This window comes from Collinsella tanakaei (assembly GCF_016902615.1).
GTDB classification, from domain to species: domain Bacteria; phylum Actinomycetota; class Coriobacteriia; order Coriobacteriales; family Coriobacteriaceae; genus Collinsella; species Collinsella tanakaei_A.
The window spans coordinates 1-18,773 of sequence record NZ_JACJMB010000039.1 but is presented as its reverse complement, the minus strand read 5'-3'; the positions used below and the strand labels follow the sequence as shown (position 1 = coordinate 18,773).

The 18,773-nt window shown below is 67.0% G+C and carries 19 protein-coding genes and 1 riboswitch; of the genes, 6 read left to right on the top strand and 13 right to left on the bottom strand.

The window, feature by feature from the left end:
* Nucleotides 1-162: 162 nt before the first annotated feature.
* The gene (locus H6A21_RS09705; RefSeq protein ID WP_204562542.1) at nt 163-879 is read left to right on the top strand and encodes a phosphatase PAP2 family protein; all 717 of its coding nucleotides are present in this window, start codon (nt 163-165) and stop codon (nt 877-879) included.
* A 486-nt stretch (nt 880-1,365) separates the two neighbouring features.
* Here H6A21_RS09705 and H6A21_RS09700 read toward each other — a convergent pair whose 3' ends face one another.
* The 5 genes from H6A21_RS09700 to H6A21_RS09680 all read right to left on the bottom strand — a co-directional run bounded on the left by H6A21_RS09700 (nt 1,366) and on the right by H6A21_RS09680 (nt 5,497).
* A complete protein-coding gene (locus H6A21_RS09700; protein ID WP_204562541.1) occupies nt 1,366-1,698 on the bottom strand; it encodes an MGMT family protein in 333 nt (110 codons plus the stop codon).
* Between the two features lie 294 nt (nt 1,699-1,992).
* On the bottom strand, nt 1,993-2,211 hold the full coding sequence (locus H6A21_RS09695) for a DUF6485 family protein (RefSeq protein WP_204562540.1): 219 nt from the start codon (nt 2,209-2,211) through the stop codon (nt 1,993-1,995).
* A gap of 69 nt (nt 2,212-2,280) precedes the next feature.
* Nucleotides 2,281-3,120, bottom strand: coding sequence for a Cof-type HAD-IIB family hydrolase (locus H6A21_RS09690; RefSeq protein WP_204562539.1), 840 nt, complete (start codon nt 3,118-3,120; stop codon nt 2,281-2,283).
* 70 nt (nt 3,121-3,190) lie between these two features.
* Nucleotides 3,191-4,240 (bottom strand): tryptophan--tRNA ligase, encoded by a 1,050-nt coding sequence (gene trpS / locus H6A21_RS09685; protein ID WP_204562538.1) that lies wholly within the window; start codon nt 4,238-4,240, stop codon nt 3,191-3,193.
* Between the two features lie 15 nt (nt 4,241-4,255).
* Entirely contained in the window at nt 4,256-5,497 is a 1,242-nt protein-coding gene (locus H6A21_RS09680; protein ID WP_204562537.1) for a glycosyltransferase family 4 protein, read from the bottom strand.
* A 533-nt stretch (nt 5,498-6,030) separates the two neighbouring features.
* Here H6A21_RS09680 and H6A21_RS09675 point away from each other — a divergent pair.
* From H6A21_RS09675 to H6A21_RS09665, 3 genes are all read left to right on the top strand, one after another.
* Nucleotides 6,031-6,942 (top strand): TIGR02452 family protein, encoded by a 912-nt coding sequence (locus H6A21_RS09675; protein WP_204562536.1) that lies wholly within the window; start codon nt 6,031-6,033, stop codon nt 6,940-6,942.
* Nucleotides 6,942-7,625: a pentapeptide repeat-containing protein gene (locus H6A21_RS09670; protein WP_239462798.1), complete on the top strand. Its 684-nt coding sequence runs from the start codon at nt 6,942-6,944 to the stop codon at nt 7,623-7,625. Before H6A21_RS09675 ends, H6A21_RS09670 begins: the two co-directional genes overlap by 1 nt.
* A gap of 326 nt (nt 7,626-7,951) precedes the next feature.
* Nucleotides 7,952-9,466 carry a YfcC family protein gene (locus tag H6A21_RS09665; RefSeq protein ID WP_204562535.1) on the top strand — a complete coding sequence of 505 codons (1,515 nt, stop codon included), beginning with the start codon at nt 7,952-7,954 and terminating at the stop codon, nt 9,464-9,466.
* Nucleotides 9,467-9,632: 166 nt separating this feature from the next.
* On the opposite strand, the gene H6A21_RS09660 is transcribed toward H6A21_RS09665, so the two are convergent.
* On the bottom strand, nt 9,633-10,253 hold the full coding sequence (locus H6A21_RS09660) for a substrate-binding domain-containing protein (protein WP_204562534.1): 621 nt from the start codon (nt 10,251-10,253) through the stop codon (nt 9,633-9,635).
* Here H6A21_RS09660 and H6A21_RS09655 point away from each other — a divergent pair.
* Nucleotides 10,252-11,172: an AEC family transporter gene (locus H6A21_RS09655; protein WP_204562533.1), complete on the top strand. Its 921-nt coding sequence runs from the start codon at nt 10,252-10,254 to the stop codon at nt 11,170-11,172. The genes H6A21_RS09660 and H6A21_RS09655 overlap by 2 nt on opposite strands.
* On the opposite strand, the gene thiD is transcribed toward H6A21_RS09655, so the two are convergent.
* The 4 genes from thiD to thiC all read right to left on the bottom strand — a co-directional run bounded on the left by thiD (nt 11,153) and on the right by thiC (nt 15,185).
* Nucleotides 11,153-12,022 (bottom strand): bifunctional hydroxymethylpyrimidine kinase/phosphomethylpyrimidine kinase, encoded by an 870-nt coding sequence (thiD, locus tag H6A21_RS09650; RefSeq protein ID WP_204562532.1) that lies wholly within the window; start codon nt 12,020-12,022, stop codon nt 11,153-11,155. The genes H6A21_RS09655 and thiD overlap by 20 nt on opposite strands.
* Before the next feature lie 87 nt (nt 12,023-12,109).
* Nucleotides 12,110-12,805: a thiamine phosphate synthase gene (gene thiE, locus H6A21_RS09645; protein WP_204562531.1), complete on the bottom strand. Its 696-nt coding sequence runs from the start codon at nt 12,803-12,805 to the stop codon at nt 12,110-12,112.
* Entirely contained in the window at nt 12,805-13,638 is an 834-nt protein-coding gene (gene thiM / locus H6A21_RS09640) for a hydroxyethylthiazole kinase (protein WP_204562530.1), read from the bottom strand. The genes thiE and thiM overlap by 1 nt, the downstream gene beginning before the upstream one ends.
* 215 nt (nt 13,639-13,853) lie before the next feature.
* Nucleotides 13,854-15,185, bottom strand: a complete 1,332-nt coding sequence (gene thiC / locus H6A21_RS09635; RefSeq protein WP_204562529.1) for a phosphomethylpyrimidine synthase ThiC — start codon at nt 15,183-15,185, stop codon at nt 13,854-13,856.
* A riboswitch (TPP riboswitch) is annotated at nt 15,175-15,289 on the bottom strand. It overlaps the preceding gene by 11 nt.
* A gap of 124 nt (nt 15,290-15,413) precedes the next feature.
* On the opposite strand from thiC, the gene H6A21_RS09630 reads away from it, so the two are divergent.
* Nucleotides 15,414-15,617, top strand: coding sequence for a hypothetical protein (locus tag H6A21_RS09630; protein WP_204562528.1), 204 nt, complete (start codon nt 15,414-15,416; stop codon nt 15,615-15,617).
* A 99-nt stretch (nt 15,618-15,716) separates the two neighbouring features.
* Here the strand turns inward: H6A21_RS09630 and H6A21_RS09625 are convergent, their stop codons facing one another.
* The 3 genes from H6A21_RS09625 to H6A21_RS09615 all read right to left on the bottom strand — a co-directional run.
* Complete coding sequence (locus tag H6A21_RS09625; RefSeq protein WP_204562527.1) at nt 15,717-16,160, bottom strand: GNAT family N-acetyltransferase; 444 nt, start codon at nt 16,158-16,160, stop codon at nt 15,717-15,719.
* A 362-nt stretch (nt 16,161-16,522) separates the two neighbouring features.
* Nucleotides 16,523-17,329, bottom strand: coding sequence for a YaaA family protein (locus H6A21_RS09620; RefSeq protein WP_204562526.1), 807 nt, complete (start codon nt 17,327-17,329; stop codon nt 16,523-16,525).
* 275 nt (nt 17,330-17,604) lie between these two features.
* A partial coding sequence (locus H6A21_RS09615; RefSeq protein WP_204562525.1) for an S-layer homology domain-containing protein occupies nt 17,605-18,773 on the bottom strand: 1,169 nt, incomplete at its 5' end.

Sequence of the window (18,773 nt, the reverse complement as noted above, 5' to 3'; positions counted from 1 at the left end):
GGTCGGGGCTATGGAGATTTGACTTATCGGCGCGAAAGGTGCCGATGGTCGCGACGGCGGCGTGCGCCTGCGGGTATGCAGGATATGCTGTATCAAACCGATAGAAAAGCGGCGCTCATGGCTCCGGTGTGCCTGGGCGCAGCGATGCGTGAGGGGAATGGCATGGAGGAGCTTGACAAGCGCGATGGTGAACGCGTGGCGGCGGGCGGGGTGCTGCGCCGGCTCGGTGAGCTGATCGTGAAGAACCGCGTGCTGCTCGTCGTGCTCGCGTGCCTGTTCGTGTTCTTGATACTGCTTATGCGCGTGCTCGGCGGCGAGATCATGCGCATCGACACCGCCGCGTACGCGCTGATCGTCGAGCGCCTGCGCACCGACTGGCTCACGCCCATCATGGAGAGCTTCTCGGCACTGGCGAGCCCGGTGGTGCTCATTGCCATGTTGTTCATGATCGCGGCATTCGCCCCGGGCAGGCGACCGGGGTGGTGCTGCGCGCTGAACCTCGTGCTCGTGTCGCTGCTGAACGTAGGCATCAAGGCGCTGGTGCAGCGCCCGCGCCCCGAGGGGTTCCGGCTCGTCGCCGAGACCGGCTTCAGCTTCCCCTCCGGTCATTCCATGGCGGCCATGGCGTTTTTCGGGCTGGTGGTATGGCTCGTCTGGCACTACGAGCGCGACCGGCATAAGCGGGCGGTGCTCACGTGCGCGTTCGGCTTCCTGATCCTCATGATCGGAATCAGCCGCATCTACCTGGGCGTCCATTACGCCTCCGACGTGCTCGGCGGCTTTTGCGCCGCGCTCATCTGGCTTGCGTTCTACACGCGCATCGCCGTGCCGTTGTTTTTGGAGCCGCATGACGGGGCGCTGGAGGCACGCCACGGGTAAGCGATGCTGCCGGATACGGATGCCGCGCCTGCTGGAGCCTCCGCGCCCGCTTGGGCAAACCGCTGTGATGCCGTGTGGGGCGCCGCTCCCGCCTCGGCAGGTCGCTGCGATATCGTGCGGGCAGGGCGAGCGGTCTGGAAGGGCGGCGCGGCCATCTGCATGTGGGTTTTATTCATACCGTTGGCGGGCCTCATCGAAGCTACGGTTCCGCTGGGACAAAAACGCGTTGAGTGGGACTTCTCATCAAATTGGTTGGTTTCTTCGAAGTCAATTACAGTGATAAATACTCATTACATATAGTATTTCTAATTGATATGAATGATAAGTATTCATCACTGCCGGCGCACATTCCAACGTGGACGATGTATAGGTCCCACTCGGGCCGTTTTTGTCCACGGGAGGGGTGGAGCTTCAAAGGGAGTCCGGAGTGCCTGCGTCCAGTGCGCGGTTTGATGCTGAGGCGCAGCCGGGATAAGGCGGGGCTGGCTACAGACCGGCGGGCCAGCGGCAGGCGTCGAGGTCGACATGGGTATCGTCGCGAAATACCACGCCCTCCTCTTCCAGCAGGGCGCGCTGCACCTCAGCGCCTCCGAAAGCAAAACCCTCGCAGATGCGCCCGTCGGCGAACACGACACGATGACAGGGAATCTCGCCGGGGCGCGGGTTGGCATGCAGGGCGTAGCCCACGTAGCGCGCGCGGCGCGGCTCGCCAATGAGCTTGGCGATCTGCCCGTAGGTCGCCACGAAGCCCTCGGGAATCTGCTCAACGGTTTCGTACACACGGGCGAAGAACCCCTCGCGCTCCTGAGGCTGTGCCATGATGCTCCCGTTCTCTCGACATCGGAACCATCTTAGCGCTCCGGATAAGGTAAACCTTATCTAACTTATGGAGAGCACGTGGAGAGCGAAGGAGCGGTAGATTTCTCCCGATAAGTTTTCTATAGTTAACTCAGCGACGGAGCAGGCCGCAGGCGATGAGATAAAACAGCCGCTCCGCCGAGCTTGATTGCATCCCTCCCCTCTGTGCGATCAGCGTTGTACATGGAAGCGCCCTGTCATCCGCGAAGATGGCAGGGCGCTTCCATGTTGAGCGGGGACGGGGTCTGGCCGCATCTAGCCGCGATGCGCCAGGACATGGCGCGCGAAGCTCTTCCATGACCAGTCGTCGGCGTCCTCGGGCGGCTTGTCGGGCGAGACGGCCTTGAACAGGCAGGTGGGAATCTCGTGTTCCCGCAGGTTCTTCGCAATGCAGGGCGTGCAGCCCTGGTCGTGGTTGCACGGGTTGAAGGGACGGGCGCGGTCGTCGCAGGTGCAGAAGGGGACACTTGTCATAGATGCCTCCTGTTGGCGTGGGGGTGCGGATGGGTCCATGCAACCCCATGAGCGCCCGCGCCGCCGGCGCTACCGCGTGCAGCTCGGTTCGATGACGCGGCGTACGAGCTCGGGGAAGGCTCCGTCGTCCGCGCAGGTGTCGAGCACGAGGTCGCAGGCGGGGCGCGCGCCGTCCGACACGTTGGCCACGCCCACGCCGAGGCCCGCCGCCTCGATCATCGCGAGGTCGTTCTCCGAGTCGCCGACGCCGACGGTCTCGGCCATATCGATGCCGAGCAGCTCCGCCAGGTGCGCAAGCCCCGTGCCCTTGTTCACGCCGTGCGGCACGAACTCGACGTAGCGGTTGGAGGAGTAGGTGATGTCCACGAGCGCGGGGTCGAGCGAGGGGCGCAGCTCCTCGCCCAGGCGCTTCACGCGGGCGAAGTCGGGGTCCATGAAGATAATCTTGGGGAAGGACTCGCCTCCGGCGAAGCTGAGGTCGCGCTGCGTGTCCGGCAGCTCGTAGATGTCCGAGAGGTTGGCTATGTAGCCGCGCTCGACGTCGTTCAGGAACTGCGCGAAGATGCGTCCGCTCTCGGTGTAGACGTGCATGCAGATGCGCCGCTCCACGGCGTAGCGGTACAGCCAGGCGAGCACATCGGGGTCCATGACGGTGGAGCGGATGGGGGCATCCTCGCCGTAGCGGTTGATGAAGCCGCCGTTGTAGGAGATGACGTAGCTGCCTTCGAAGAGCGCGGGATCGATGCCCGCGAGGCTCGCCATGATGGAGCGGTAGGGGCGCCCCGAGCTCGGCACGAAGAGCACGCCGAGCTCGCGCATGCGCACGAGCGCCTGCACGTTCGCCGGCGGGACGGTGTGCCCCGCGCCCAGAAACGTCTCGTCCATGTCGCTCGCGACGAGTCGGTACATCTGTGTCTCCTTTCACGGAAACGGCGCGCGCCCCGATGGAGGCGCGCGCCGCGACAGGGCTGCGTGCGGGCTAGTAGACCATGCCCATGGCCTCGCGCACCTCGGCGAGCGTCGCCTCGGCGATCTCGTTGGCGCGGCGGTTGCCCTCGGCAAGGACGTCCTTCACGTAGTCGAGGTTGTTCTCGAACTCGTGGCGGCGCTCGCGGATGGGCTCGAAGTAGGAGTTCACCGCCTCGGTCACGTACTTCTTGAGCTGGCCGGAGCCGCCCATGCCGATCTCGGCGGCGATCTCGGTCTCGGAGCGGCCGGTGCAGATGGCCGCGGTCGACAGCAGGCCGGAGACGCCGGGGCGCCCCTCGGGGTCGAACGTGATCATGCGCTCGGAGTCGGTCTGGCTCTTCTTGATGCGCTTCGCGGTCTCCTCAGCCGTCATGGAGATGGAGATGGCGTTGCCGTAGGACTTGCTCATTTTGCGCCCGTCGAGGCCGGGCAGAAGCGGCGTTTCGGACAGCAGCGCGTCGACCTCGGGGAAGACCTTGCCGTAGCGGTTGTTGAAGCGGCGGGCGACCAGGCGCGTGAGCTCGATGTGGGGCAGCTGGTCGCGGCCGACGGGCACGACGTTGCCCTTGCAGAACAGGATGTCGCAGGCCTGGTGCACCGGGTAGGTGAGCAGAAGGCCGGTGAGCTCGTGGCCGGAGGCCTCCATCTCGGCCTTGACCGTGGGGTTGCGCTGGAGCTCGGCCTCGGAGACGAGGGAGAGGAACGGCAGCATGAGCTGGTTGGCCGCCGGCACCGCGGAGTGCGTGTAGATCATGGTCTTGTCGGGATCGATGCCGCAGGCGAGGTAGTCCATGACCATGTTGTAGACGTTGTCCTGGATGTGCTCGGTGGTGTCGCGGTCGGTGATGACCTGGTAGTCGGCGATGAGGATGTTCGTGTTCACGCCCATGTCCTGCAGCTCGACGCGGCCCTTCAGCGTGCCGAAGTAGTGGCCGAGGTGCAGCCTGCCGGTCGGGCGGTCGCCGGTGAGCATCGTGTACGTGCCGGGGTTCTCCGCGAGGTCGGCACGGATCTTGTTGCTGCGCTCTAGAGCGGTCTCGTAGCTGCGTTCGTTGGGCATGGGGCGAATCTCTCCTTATCGGTTCTTGTCGGTGCGGTCGCGGTGGAGCACCTTCTCCAGGTTCTCGCGATGCTGCTCGTGCAGCTCGCGCTTGAGCTCACGCTGGGCGGCCTCCTCCTCCGCGAACGCGGGGTTGTCGGGGGTGACGATCTCGTCGCGCTGCGTCTTGGGGTTGTAGTGGTGGCGCAGAACCGGCTCGAACAGGTGCAAGCGCATGGCGAAGGCCGCCGAGCAGACAAACAGCACCACGAAGATCACGATGCGCAGCACGATGTCCACCTGGTTGATGGCCGCCGCGCCGAGCGACAGCAGGATACACCAAGCGTAGATGAGCAGCACCGCTTGGCGCTGATCGTAGCCCTCCTGGATGAGGCGGTGGTGGATGTGGCCCTTGTCGGCCTGGCCGATGCTCACGTGCGCGCGGGTGCGGCGGATGATGGCCGAAAGCGTGTCGATGATGGGCACGCCGGCGACGATGAGCGGGATGATGAGCGAGGTGAGGGCGGCGGTGCGCGACACGTTCAGAAGCGAGATGGTGCCGAGCGCGAAGCCGAGGAGCAGCGATCCCGAGTCGCCGAGGAAGATGCTCGCCGGATGGAAGTTGTAGCGCAGAAAGGCGAAACAGGAGCCGGCGAGCGCGAGGGCGAGCGCGGCGGCGTCCACGCGTCCGGCGAGGACGGCGAACGAGAACATGGAGAGCGACGCGATGCAGGAGATGCCCGCCGCCAGGCCGTCCAGGCCGTCGATGAGGTTGATGATGTTCGTGTAGGCCACGAGGTAGAGCGCGGTGATGGGGTAGGCGAGCCATCCGAGCTGGATGTAGTCCGTGCCGAAGGGGTCAACGATGGAGTGGATGACCACGCCGCTCGCGACGGCGCACACCGCGGCTGCGAACTGGCCGGCAAGTTTCGCCTTGGGCTTCAGCTGGACGACGTCGTCGACGGCGCCGGTGGCGACGATGAACAGAAACGACACGCCGAGCAGCGGGTAGTTGACCTCCATGCTGGGGTGCGGCACGAGCACCGGAGGCCAGCCGAGGTACCACGTGCCCAGCAGCTGCACGATGCAGGCGACGATGAGGCCGGCGAACACGGCAAGGCCGCCCAGGCGCGGAATGGGCCGCTTGTTGATGCGGCGCTTGGAGGGGTAGTCGACGGCATCGAGCTTGATGGCGATGCGTTTCGCGATGGGTACGCAGATAAAGGTGGTGAGGAAGGCGGCCGCAGCCACGCAGATATATGGAACGACGAAATCCATAAGCTCCTGATTTTCCCACCGGGTGTGAACGATAATGCGAGGGTTCCGGGTGTCGGAAACCCACCACATGATACAGAAAAGTCACGGTCGTGCTCTGACGGGAGCGTCGACAACATGGTCACACCAGATATTGCGCCTGTGTGCGGGTGGGTGCCGCATGCGGCGGGTGGCTGGCCGCATGTGGCGGACGGGCGGTCGCGCGCGTACGGCGGAGCCGCGGCAGGCGGTCGGGGTCGCGCATGTGCCGCGCAGTGCTTCTCTATGACGGTATTAGGTTGCTGTCTGCGGATGGGCTGCTGCGGGGCACTTGGCGTGGGGGTGTTTCCTGTGCGTTCGTCGATTGCCGAGGTGCGGCTTTCGGCGGCACGTTGCGCGGGGGACCTAATACCGTCAATTTGTAGCAACTTTGGCTGCGCGTACCGCCGCGGCGGGGTGGGCCGCCCCGCGGTTGGCCTATCATAGGCAGCAGCGACAAGATTTCTGCCGGCGGACTGCGCTTGCGGACGCTGGCGCTAAGGAGGAGAGCGAGCATCATGGCTGAACGCACCACCAATCCCCGGAAGGCCGCGCGCGCGGAGGCGGCATCGCGCCACATGAAGCAGATGGCAGACCGCTACGGGCGCGAAATCGAGCGCGCCTCCGACGAGACGGTCCGCTACGACAGCGCGCCGGTCGCCGAGGTCGAGGGCTGCGTGCCCACGGTCTCGGTCGTCGACGCCGACGCCGCGACGGTCATCTTGGAGCGCGGCCGTGGCCGCGCGGCATTCTGCGACCTCGCCGTGCTCGACTTCGCTTCGTTCGTGAGCGCAGCGGGCGGATACGCGCGCGGCAACGCAGGCCAGGAGCAGTCGCTGTGCCGCGAGTCGTACCTGGCCAACGTGCTCGAGGATTTCGGCGACTGGTACGCCGAGAACCGTCGTCGCAACTTGAACTGCGAGCTCTACCGCAACCGTGCGCTGTTCGTGCCCGCCGTGCGTTTCGGCCGCGGCAAGGTGCACGCCTACGCCGACGTGATCGTGGCGGCCGCGCCCAACGCGAAGCGCGCCGTCTCCGACTACAAGATCTCCGCGGACGTGCTGGCAGACGCCATGCGCGACCGCATCCGCTTCGTGCTTGCGATCCTCGATGACCGCGGCGTCAAGAAGGCGGTGCTCGGTGCGTACGGGTGCGGCACGTTCGGCTGGGATGCGAGCGAGGTGGCCGAGATGTTCCGCTCCGAGCTCGCCACGGGTGCCCACGGGGTGGAGGAGGTGGTGTTCGCCGTGCCCTCCACGCGCTACGATGACCACTTCGCGCGCTTCGAGCATGCGCTTGCGACGTTCCCGGAGAAGAACACCCAGTCGTTCGCCGATGCCCAGGCTGCCCGCGCCGCAGCAGCTGCCGCCGAGTGCGCAGCGGCCGAGGCCGAGGATGAGGAAGAGGACGATTGGCGGAAGTACCTGTGATGCCGGCTGCCGGAGGCGGCGGGGCGCGCCGAGCGCGCGGCTTTGCCCGCGTGCCCGAGGCGCTCGGGAGCCATATGGGGGAAGAGGGGCTGCTCGACCTGTTTGCCGAGGGCGAGGCGGTCGTCTCCAACACGGCGTTTTCCGGTCTGGAGCTTGCCTACGAGGATGCGCGCGAGGCGACGTTCGAGACCGTCTCGTTTCGCGGCTGCGTGTTCGACGGCGTCGACTTTACGGGATGCACCCTGCGCGACGTGCGCTTCTCCGGTTGCCGGTTCGTGCGGTGCGCGATGGACCGCACGTGGCTCGACCATGTGGACTTCCGCGACTGCTCCGCGCCGGGCCTGAGCCTTATGAAAGCGCGGCTGGCGAGCGTGGCGCTGCTTGAGAGCGACCTGAGCTACGCGAACCTCTCGGAGACCTCGATCGACCGGCTGCGGGTTTGCGGGAGCAGGCTCGTCGAGGCGGCGCTGCAGCGCTCGCGCGTAAAGCACGCCGCGTTCGACGGGTCGGATCTCACGCGCCTCGATGTCTTCGGCACGCCGCTTGCCGGCATCGACGTGTCGACCTGTACCTTCGCCGCACCGGTTGTCTCCGGTAACTTCCACGAGCTGCGCGGTCTCACCGTCAGCCCCGAGCAAGCGATCGCGCTCGCGGGCCTGCTCGGCGTTACCGTCGCCGAATGATGTCCTCATTGGGGACGGGGTAGTTTGGTGCCACCCTTGCGTTTTGCCGGGCGGGCGTTGCGTCGTCCAGGGCATCGGCTTCGGATGGGTTGAGCTGCAATCGAACAGTTGCACGCCGCAAGCGATGCCGTGCATGAGAACTGCCTCTATCATGCATACTACCGCTGATTCTTTACTGCGGAAAAGTGAATTGGCAAGTGAGGCAGCTCATGTGAGCTGCATTAATACTTCGAAACACGGACATTGATTTCCAAATTGTTAACGAGCGGTATGCATAATCGCGCTACTATTATGCGTGTTGTATCCGCACACCGATGGCGGTTTGCATGTCAAACGACCAGAACGGCGCGAATGCGGAGACGCTCGCGCCGAACGAGGGGAAGGGTGCCGACCAGAAGGTCATGATCTCCTCGTACACCATCCTTATCGTCATCACGCTCATCGTCGGCGTGGCGACGATCGTCCTGTCACGCATCATGCCGGGCGTGACGGCGGCCTCGCTGTCCGACATCCTCACGTCGCCCATCTCCGGCTTCCTCGACGGCATCGAGGTATCGCTGTTTTTGCTGATCCTCGGCGGCTGCCTGGGCATCGTGAACAAGCTCGGCGCGCTCGACGCCGGCATCGCCGCGCTCGTGCGGGCGCTGCACGGCCGCGAGACGATACTCATCGCGGCCATCATGGTGGTCTTCGCTATCATGGGCTCGACCTACGGCTTCTGCGAGGAGACCATCCCGTTTTACGCGCTGCTGTCGGCCACCCTGTTCGCGGCGGGCTTCGACACCATGGTCGCCGCAGCGACGGTGCTGCTCGGCGCCGGTGTCGGTTGCCTTGGCTCGACGGTGAACCCCTTCGCGGTCGGCGTCGCCATCGACTCGCTGTCCAGCGTGGGCATCGAGGCGAACCAGGGCATCGTCATCGGGCTCGGTCTCATCCTGACCGTGGTGAGCTACGCCATCGCGCTGTTCTTCATTCTGCGCTACGCCAACCGGGTGCGCCGCGACAAGGGCTCGACGATCCTGTCGCTGCAGGAGCAGAAGGCGGCCGAGGAGGCCTACGGTACCGAGGGCGGTTCCGAGACGCCCGAAGTGCTCGCGTTCACGCCCAAGCGCAAGGTCGCGCTCGCGCTGTTCGGCCTGTCCTTCGTCGTCATGATTTGCGGGTTCATCCCCTGGGCCGACTTCGGCGTGACCGTCTTCACGGCCGGTGGCGTCTTCGATGCGGCAACCGAGACGTGGACCGTCATGCCGTGGAGCGGCCTGCTTACCGGCAACCCCATCGGTGAGTGGTACTTCAACGATGCCTCCGTGTGGTTCTTCATCATGGCCATCGTGATCGGCATCCTGGGCGGTCTGCGCGAGAACGAGATCGTCGACGGCTTCCTCGACGGTGCCGGCGACATGATCGGCGTCGCCCTCATGGTCGGCCTGTCGCGCGCCATCTCCATCCTCATGGGTGAGACCGGCCTCGACGTCGTCATCCTCGATTCCGCCTCGGCCGCGCTCGCCGGCACGAGCGCCCTTGTCTTCGGGCCGCTGTGCTATCTCGTCTACCTCGGCCTGTCGGTCGTCATCACGTCCACCTCGGCGCTCGCGACGATCTCCATGCCCATCCTCGGGCCCCTGGCGGCGAACCTCGGCTTTCCGCCCGAGGTCATCATCGCGATCTTCTGCGCCGCGAACGGGCTTGCGAACCTGTTCAGCCCCACGGCCGTGTTCCTGCCCGGCCTGCTGCTCGCCCGCGTGCAGTACCCGACCTGGCTCAAGTGGGCGGCCATCCCCATCGTGGTGATCGGCATCGCGAGCGTGGTCATCACCACCGGAGCGCTGATGGTGCTCTAGGGCAAGCGACGCTCTTCAAATGTGATTCTTACTACGCTGCGCCCGCCGGCCGGATTTCCTCCGGCCGGCGGGCGTGTCCTCATCGGGGACGGGGTAGTTCGGTGCCACGTGGGCGCGGTCGCGCCCAAGTGGCACCGAACTACCCCGTCCCCGATGAGGACACGCCCTACATCCGCTCGATATAGGCGCGCAGCTCGCGTTCAAACAGCTCGACCAGCCGGCGCTTCTCTTCGAGCAGATGCCTGTGGATGATGATGCGCGCGATGCGCACCGGCGGCTCCTCCGCAAGATGGCAGATCACCAGGTCGCTGCCCTTCTCCACGAGCGGACGGCAGACGGACTGCGGCGCGATGCACCAGCTGCCCGGTGTGTCGAGAAACGCTCCGAGTTGGGAGGCATTGCTCACGATGATCTTGGGGTGGGCGAAGCGGGCGAAGTAATGCCGATGCCAGGTCTGGTACTCAGCGGGGTAGCGCATGAGCACTTCCGCCTCGCCTGCAAGGTCGTTGGGGTCCGCGCTCGAGACAAACGGGTGGTCGCGGCGGCACAGCACGACCCAGCGATCGCGGAACAGCTCGCGCGCCGCGATGGTGGGGTAGTGCTCGAGCGAGAAGGTGAGGCCGACGTCGGCCGCGCGCTCCTCGACCTCGCGGTTGATGTCAGGCGACATGCTCGTATGCAGTTCAAGCAGCACGTCGGGATGAGCATCGATGAACTCCCGGTAAAAGGGGACGAGCAGGTTGCCGTTGAGCGAGTCGGCCGCCGACACGATGATGGGATGGTACATGGCGACGGCGAGCGTTCAGATCGAGATCTTCCTCCTGACGGCGATCGGCTTTTTCTGCGGTAGGCGCGGCATGCTGTCGCCCCAGACGCGCGAGCAGCTCATCGACTTGCTCTTCGCGGTCATCCTTCCCGCATCTATCATCGATTCGTTCGCCATCGAGCTCACGCCCGACGTTCTCCAGCAGACCTTCGGCGCCCTGCTCATCTCCTGCGGCATCCAGGTGTTCTACTGGATCTGGAACCACCTGTTCTACCGCAGGTCGGAATCCGGCCATCGGGTGTGTTTGCGCTATGCCACGATGGTGTCGAACGCCGGGCTGATCGGCATGCCGATCGCGGCGGCCTACTTCGGCTCGCGCGGCCTGCTGCTGTCGGCGATGTTTCTCGTCCCGCAGCGCGTGTTCATGTGGTCGTATGGGTTGAGCATGTTCGCCGACGCGAACGGGCGGGACGTGCTGCGCAAACTGGTGACCCACCCGTGCATCGTGTCCATTGCGGTCGGCTTCGGCGTCATGGGCCTCACGACCGCCGGTGTGGTGCTGCCCGCGCCTGTGGGCGCGACGGTGTCCGCGCTGGCCGACTGCACGACGGCGCTGGGCATGGTGGCGGTCGGTGGCATCCTGTCCGATTGCCGGCTGCGCGACCTGCTCGACCGCGAGGTGCTCACCTACAGCCTCTGCCGGCTGATCATCATCCCGCTGTGCGTGCTGCTGGGGCTCGCGGTGCTTCCGGTCGATGCGCTGTCGGCCCAGGTCTCAGTGCTGCTCACCGTCATGCCCGCGGCGAGCACGACGGCGATGCTCGCCGCGAAGTACCGCCGCGACGCGCTGTTCGCCTCGGAGCTCGTGATGAGCTCCACCTTGCTGTCGATGGTCACTGTCCCGCTGGTCGTGCTGACCGTTACCGCGGTGTGGGCGTAGGCGTACCCGCCGCCGACGTGCGCCGTTGCGCGCCCATGCGCCACATGTGGTCGACCGGCCCCGACCCATGGCCCAGGTTGAGGCCGGAGGCCAGCGCGCCGGAAAGGTAGTCCTTCGCGCTCGCGACCGCCTCTGCCAGGTCCATGCCGCAGGCAAGCCCGCACGCGATGGCCGACGACAGGGTGCAGCCGGTGCCGTGCGTGTTCGCCGTGTCAATTCGCTCATGGCGAAACCACGTGATCGCGGGCGCGACGTCCGTCGAGCCGGCGGCGGGATCTGCGAGCACGTCGTTCGCGTCGGCGACGCCGTGGCCGCCCTTCACGAGCGCGGCGCAGCCGAAGGTGCGGGCGAGTGCGCAGGCGGCCTCGGCTTGGGTGTTTTCGCTTTCGATATGCATGCCCGTGAGCGCTTCGGCCTCCGGGATGTTCGGCGTGATGACGCGGGCGGCCGGCAGCAGACGGGAGGTGAGCGCGGCGACGGCGTCTGCGGAGATGAGGCGTGCGCCGGAGGTGGCGACCATGACGGGGTCGACGACGACTTCGGTGGCGCCCCAGTGCGCGAGCCGCTCGGCGATCACGTTGATGATGGCGGCCGACGACACCATGCCGATCTTCACGGCCGCGGGCGGGATGTCCTCGAACACGGCGTCGATCTGCTCGGCGACGACCTGCGGGTCCACGTCCTGCACGTCGCGCACGCCGGTGGTGTTCTGCGCGGTGATCGCCGTGATGGCGCATTCGGCGAACAGCCCGTGCGCGGTGATGGTCTTGATATCCGCCTGGATGCCCGCGCCGCCGCTCGAGTCGGAGCCGGCGATGGTGAGCACGGCGGGAATGGTGAACGTGTCCATAGGGGTGTCCCTTCTCGGCGGGGCGGGGCACATGGCGCGTCCCGCCCCGTGATGCGTTCCGTAAGCAGACGGCAGCGGGCGTTGTCGCTACATAACCGCCTGAAGGGCGTCTGCGAGTTCGCGCGCGGCGGCTTCGATGTCGTCGGCGGCAAAGATGGCCGAGACCACCGCCGCGCCGGCGACCCCGGTACCGCGCAGTATGTCGAGCGTGTCCCGATGCAGCCCGCCGATGCCCACGACGGGGATGTCGACAGCCGCGCAGATGCGGGTGAGCTCCTCGCGCGTGACGTCGACGGCGTCCGGTTTCGTCGGGGTGGGGATGAGGGCGCCCACGCCCAGGTAGTCGGCGCCGGCGGCCTGCGCGGCGAGCGCCTGCTCGACCGTCTGCGCCGACACGCCGATGATGGCGTCAGGACCTAAGATGTGACGGGCCTCGGCGCACGCGGTGTCCGACTGCCCCACGTGCACGCCGTCCGCACCCGCGCGCCGTGCCGCCTCGACGTCATCGTCGATCACAAACGGCACATGCGCGGCGCGGCAGATGGGCAGGATCGTTGCAGCTTCTGCTACGAGCTCGTCGGTCGAGAGGTGCTTCTCGCGCAGCTGGATGAAGGTGGCGCCGCCGGCGACGGCCTGCTCTACGCACGAGGCGAGCGTGCGGCCGGCAAGCCAGGCGGAGTCGGTCACGCCGTAGAGGAACAGGGCGCGGCGGATGTCGTCGGCCGACCAGGGACCGCGCTGGCGTGCGCCGCCCGCAGGCGTGCCCTCGATGCGCGCATCCATTACAGCTCCTCCACCTTCGCGCCCGCGACGAGCGTGGCGGCGTCCATGTTGCAGATGGCGTCGAGCAGGTAGGTGCGGAAGCTGCCGTTGCCGTCCTGCGCGCCCATGCGCGCCGCGGCGATCTCGCCGGCAAGGCCATGGCCGGCGACGGCGGCGACGGTTGCATCGAAGATGTCATCGGGGTTCGCCACGGCGTAGGCGGCCGTGACGCAGGTGAGCATGCAGCCCGTACCGGTGATCTTGCCCATGGTGGCCACGCCGTTGCGGATGGCCGCGGCGCGTTCGGGGCCGGCGACGATGTCGATAGCGCCGGTGACGGCCACGATGCAGCCGAGCTTGGTGGCAAGCTCGCGGGCGAAGGCGGCGCTTGCGGCAAGGTTCTCCTCGGTCACGGCGTCATCGGGGTTCACGTCGACGCCGCGCGTCGCCGCGGCTGCGCCGGCGATGGTCTTGATCTCGCTCATGTTGCCGCGCACGACGGTGATGGGGAGCGTGTCGATCAGCTCGGCCGCGGTGGTTGTGCGCAGCGCGGAGGCGCCGGCGCCCACCGGGTCGAGAACGATCTGGTGGCCAAGCTCGGCCGCACGCGCGCCGGCCACGTGCATACCCTCGATGGAGCGGCGGTTGAGCGTGCCGATGTTCAGCACGAGGCCGCCGCAGATCGACGTGATGTCGGCGACATCTTCCGGCTCGTCGCTCATGATGGGCGACCCGCCGCACGCGAGCAGGGCGTTCGCGCAGTCGTTGACGGTCACGTAGTTCGTGATGCAGTGCACGAGCGGCACCGTGGCGCGGACGTTTTCGAGCATCGTTGCGAGAATCTTGGTATCCATGGTGGGAAATCTTTTCTGTGATCCGGCCGATCGGGCCGTATGGGTCGTGAATCGTGCGTGCGGTGCCGCCCCGACGGGGTGCCGGGACGGCCCGCCCGCATGCGGGCGGGCATGGCCTCGCGCGCGCATGGCAGGGCGAGACCGTCCGCGCCCGCCCTTCCGCTGCGCGCAGGTGGGCGGACGGGCGCGCCCGCGGGCTGTTGCCATCGGGTTCGCTACTGCGCGTCGAGGTCGATCGTCGTGCCCTCGAACACCTTGTTGACCGTGCGGACGGCGCACATCTTGCCGCACATGGTGCAGGTGCCCTCGGTGGAGGCGGGGGAGGCCTCGTAGCGGGCGCGCGCCGTCACCGGGTCGAGCGCGTAGTCCCACATCTCGTCCCAGGCGAGGCGGCGGCGCGCGTCGCCCATGCGGTTGTCCGCATCCTGCGCGCCGGGCACGCCCTTGGCGATATCGGCGGCGTGCGCGGCGATCTTCGTGGCGATCAGGCCGTCGAGCACGTCTTTCGCGTCGGGAAGGCACAGGTGCTCGGCGGGCGTCACGTAGCACAGGAAGTCCGCGCCGGCGCTCGCGCTGATGGCGCCGCCGATCGCCGCGGTGATGTGGTCGTACCCCACGCCGATGTCGGTCACGAGCGGCCCCAGCACGTAGTAGGGCGCCCCGTGGCAGAGGCTCTTCTCCATCCGCACGTTCGCCTCGATCTCGTTGATGGGCATGTGCCCGGGGCCCTCGATCATGACCTGCACGCCGGCGTCCCACGCGCGGCGGGCGAGCTTGCCGAGCTCGATCATCTCGGCGGTCTCCACGGCGTCGTTCGCGTCGTACAGGCAGCCCGGGCGGCAGGAGTCTCCGAGCGAGATGGTCACGTCGTACTCGTGGCAGATCTTCAGGATCTCGTCGTAGTACTCGAAAAACGGGTTCTCGTTGCCGGTGACCTCCATCCAGCCGAACAGCAGCGACCCTCCGCGGCTGACGATGTTCATGAGGCGGCCGGTCTCCTTGAACGTCTTGACGACGCTTCTGTTGATGCCGCAGTGGATGGTGAGGAAGTCCACGCCGTCCTCCGCGTGCGCCCGCGTGACCTCGAGCAGGTCGTCGACCGTGAGCTTCACGAGCGGCTTCTCCATGTAGCCGATGGCGTCGTACATGGGGACGGTGCCCACCATGAGCGGGGTCTTGCGCACGAGCTGCTGGCGGAACTGGCGGGTCTTGCCGGAATTGGAGAGGTCCATGATGGCGTCGGCGCCGAACCTCTCGGCGCAGGCCACCTTCTCCCATTCCACGTCGGCATCCGCCACGTCGCCCGAGATGCCCAGGTTCACGTTCACCTTCGTGGACAGGCCCTCGCCGACGCCGTGGGGCTCAAGGCCCCACTCCAGGTGGCGGATGTTCGCCGGGATGGCGATGCGCCCGGCGGCAACGCCTGCCCGGATGAACTCCGGGTCGCGGTGCTCGCGCTCGGCGACGGTGCGCATGGCATCGGTGATGATGCCCGCTCGCGCGAAGTCGAGCTGCGTGACGAGATTGGCGGTGTTGGATGCATTCATGCATTCTCCCTTCGGTGGCATTACCCATATCAGGTTCAACGGGTCGGGACGGGCGCGCCCCCTCTCAGCCTGCCGGAACCCTGCAAGCTCCCCGTGATATGCAGTTGTCGCGCCCCATTATAGCGCGCGATCGCGCCAGGCGGCGGAGCGTTCGCGGGATCTGCCGGCGCGGATTTTCCCGCAGGACCCCGCCTCGCGTATACTGGGGGCAAGATGAGAGGAGGGGCCGTGGGCTACAACCCGCTCGATTGGAACCGGGACGGACGCGTGGGGATGGGTGACGGCGCCTTCACGCTGAAGGTGCTCGAGAGGATGTCGCAGGAGAGGAACTCCCCGCGCGACCGCGGGGGTTGCAGCTGCGGGTGCCTCGTCGCGTTCGTGTGCGGCTGGTTTCTCCTCTTCTACATCATGGCCACGTTGGGCGGCTCCTGACGCTTCGTTGGGCGCCCGGGAGGGAGGCCGGCGCTTGAAGCGGAACGTGGCATCGGGGGTGCCGCGGCGCTGGCGCGCCGCGTGATCCCGGTGCTCGGCTCACCTGCCCCCGGTCTGCTCGAAGCGATGCTCCATGCGGAAGTTGACCAGCTCAACGCCTCTGCGCTCGACTGCCTGCTGCGACAGGACGTCATACCCGCGGCGCTCGAAAAACGGCCGCGACGTGATGGATGCCTCGTTGCGCATGGCGATCGCGCCGCTATCGCGCGCTTTTCGTTCGAGCGTGTCCAGCAGCGCCGACGCGACCCCGCATCCTTGATGGGCCGGACGCACGAACAGATGGTCGAGATGCCCCGGCCTGTCCATGCTCGCGAAGCCGACGAGCGCTGCTTCATCCGTTCTTTCCGCCACGAGGACCAACGTGCTTTCGAGCCTGCGCTCCCAGCCGCCGCGGTCGGGGATGCGCGGCGCCCAGGCTTCGAGTTGGGCGCGTGTATAGTCCGTGGCGCACGTTGCGTGCACGGTCTCGTAGAAGACCTCCATCACGTCCTCGATGTCGCGCGGGCGGTACTCCCGGATCCGAAATGCTGTCCTTGCAACCATCGCGACCTCCTTTAATGCCGCTCAGTGAAATAGCCTACTGTGTTCGGCGCCGTTGCATGGGGAATGATGCGGCCTCGTGCGTCACGACGATCGCCTCGGGGTCCGGCGGCGGGCTCCTCAACGTGAGCCTCGGCGTCAAGACGGACCTGGAGCAGGATTTCTTGGAAGCGTTGGAATCGTGCAGCCGGTAGCGTGCGGCTCGATACGGTATCCCTCTCTGTACCTGAGCGCCGATCTTTACCTGTTCGATGCCTGCGCGGAGGGTGCGGAAAACGTGTCGATAGGCGCTTTCCGGCAGTGCGTCAGGCGCGCTTCATGAACACGAGGGAGCGACCGTCTTCGGACGAGAGCTCCGGCGCATGGGCGTAGCCTATGTCGAAGCGGACCAGGTCCTTCGGGTGCTCAACGCCGTGCTCGGCCATCCAGCGGACCATCGATCCGCGGGCGATCTTGGATGCTGTGGCCCGCTGCACGGGCTTGCCGCCCCGTAGGTCCTCGCCGAAGATACAGGTCACAGCGCATGCGTTTGCGGGCAGGTGTGGCAGGACCGCCTTGGCGTACTCCACGCTCGCGAGGTTCACCACGCACGTCGGGCCGTCTGCGCAGATGGCCTGCGCGATGCTGCCGCCCCAAAACGCGTACAGGTCGCGCGCGCCGTCGACGGGAAGCTTCGCTGCCATCTCCAGGCGATAGGGTTCCACGGCGTCGAACGGGCGCACGCAGCCGTAGAGCCCCGAGAGCACCCACAGGTGGTCCTGGAGCCACTCGAGCTCATGGAGATCCATGACCTCCGGCGCCATGCTGCGGTACTGGATGCCCACGTACGAGAAGACGGCGGGCGACACCGTGCGCGCGACCGCCGGATCGTCGAGCTCTACTTCGTCGAGCACCGGCGCGAAGTCGTGCAGGCGCTCGACGTTTTCGGCGAGGAGCCTGTCGTTCACGCGCCAGAGCGCCTTGAGCCCCTCGGGCCCCTGCTTGCGCTCGATGTCGCGCAGCTCGCGGACGAGGCGCGCGGTCTGCTCGGGGTAGGGCGGGATGCCGCGCGGCGCGAACGTGTCGGCGGCGATGCGCATCTGCTTGGCGGGGGAGATGATGACCTGCAGCATGGGGCTCCTTGGGGTCGGCGGTGTCCGCACGATACGGTACCACGAGGCGCACGGCAGCGCTCGGCAGGCACCTGCGGGGCGCCGCTGCGCACCGGTCGGCGCCATCCTGCCGGCGCGCGAGGCCCGCCCGGGCGCGCGGGCGGCAGGCGACCGTCCCGCAGGCGAAAGGGCCGCACGGCAGGTGGCGTCGTGCGGCCCTTAGGCGGCCTGTCGTGGCGGAGTCCGGTGCCTGCCTGCCGGGTCGAGCTATGGGGCCAGGGCAGGTACCGTTATCGTCACAGCGTTCCGGCCTCGTCCATGCGCATGAGGATGGTCGCCAGCTGGGCGCGGGTGCAGATGCCGGTCGGATCGAGCAGCTTTTGCCCGTTTTGCTCGGAACCGGTGAACACGCCGTTCTCGACGGCCCAGCGCATCGCGTCCACCGCGTAGGACGACGTCATGCCCGCATCGGGGAAGATGTTCAGGTTCTGACTCGATGCTGGCTTACCGGCGCGGCGCCACAGGACGGTCGCGGCCTGCTCGCGCGTGATGAAATCGTTCGGCCCGAACATGTTGTCGCCGTAGCCGGAGAAGATCCCCGTCTGGAAGCTCCACGCGGCCGACGAGGCGTACCAGTCTGCCGCGGCGACGTCGCTCGGAAGGCCGTCGCCGAGCGAGACCGCGGGCTTGCCCGCGAGGCCCCACAGGGTCTGGGCCATCATCGCGCGGCTCAGCTTGTCGTTCGGGCCGAACTTGTCGGAACCCTCATAGCCCTTCATGGCGTCCGCCTCGACCGCCCACGCGACCGCGTCGGCGAACCAGTCGTCTGCCTTCACGTCGCTGAAGCCGGTATCGGTGCCGTCCTCGTCGTCCTCGGAGGTATCGGCCCCCGGGATCTCGGCGGGCTCATCGGGCTCGGGCTCGTCCGGCTCGTCGGTGTCGGGCATGAACACGACCTTGATGGTGCCGTCCTCGTCGGGCATGGCGAACTTCCAGACGCCCTCGTCGACATCCAGGCTGAACGGGAGGTCGCGGCCGCCCGCCTCGGCGGTCGCGCTGTAGAGCCACCAGCCGTCCTTGGCGAGGATGGTGCCCGAGACCGTCGTGTTGGGTTCGGCGCTTGCGGGCATGGTCACATAGCCGCCCTCGCTTCCCTCCACCTCGACGCGGATGCTCGGGCTCTCCGCCGGCTCCTCGGCGCCGGCCCGGCGGAACACCGCGTGCACCGTCACGTCGGCGTCGGGCATGGCCATCAGGTAGTCCTTGGTGATGGGGTCGAGGTAGAGCGGAACGTCTGTGCCCTCAGAGGTCGCGGTGATGCTCTCGAGCTTCCAGCCGTCCGCCTTGGCGACGGTGAGGTAGATGATGTCGCCCGGGCCGCCATCGCTGTAGAGGATGAGGCCCTCGCCCTGGGAGGTGATGTAGATCTTGGGCTGCGCGGCGGGGGTGTCGGGGTCGTCCGGGG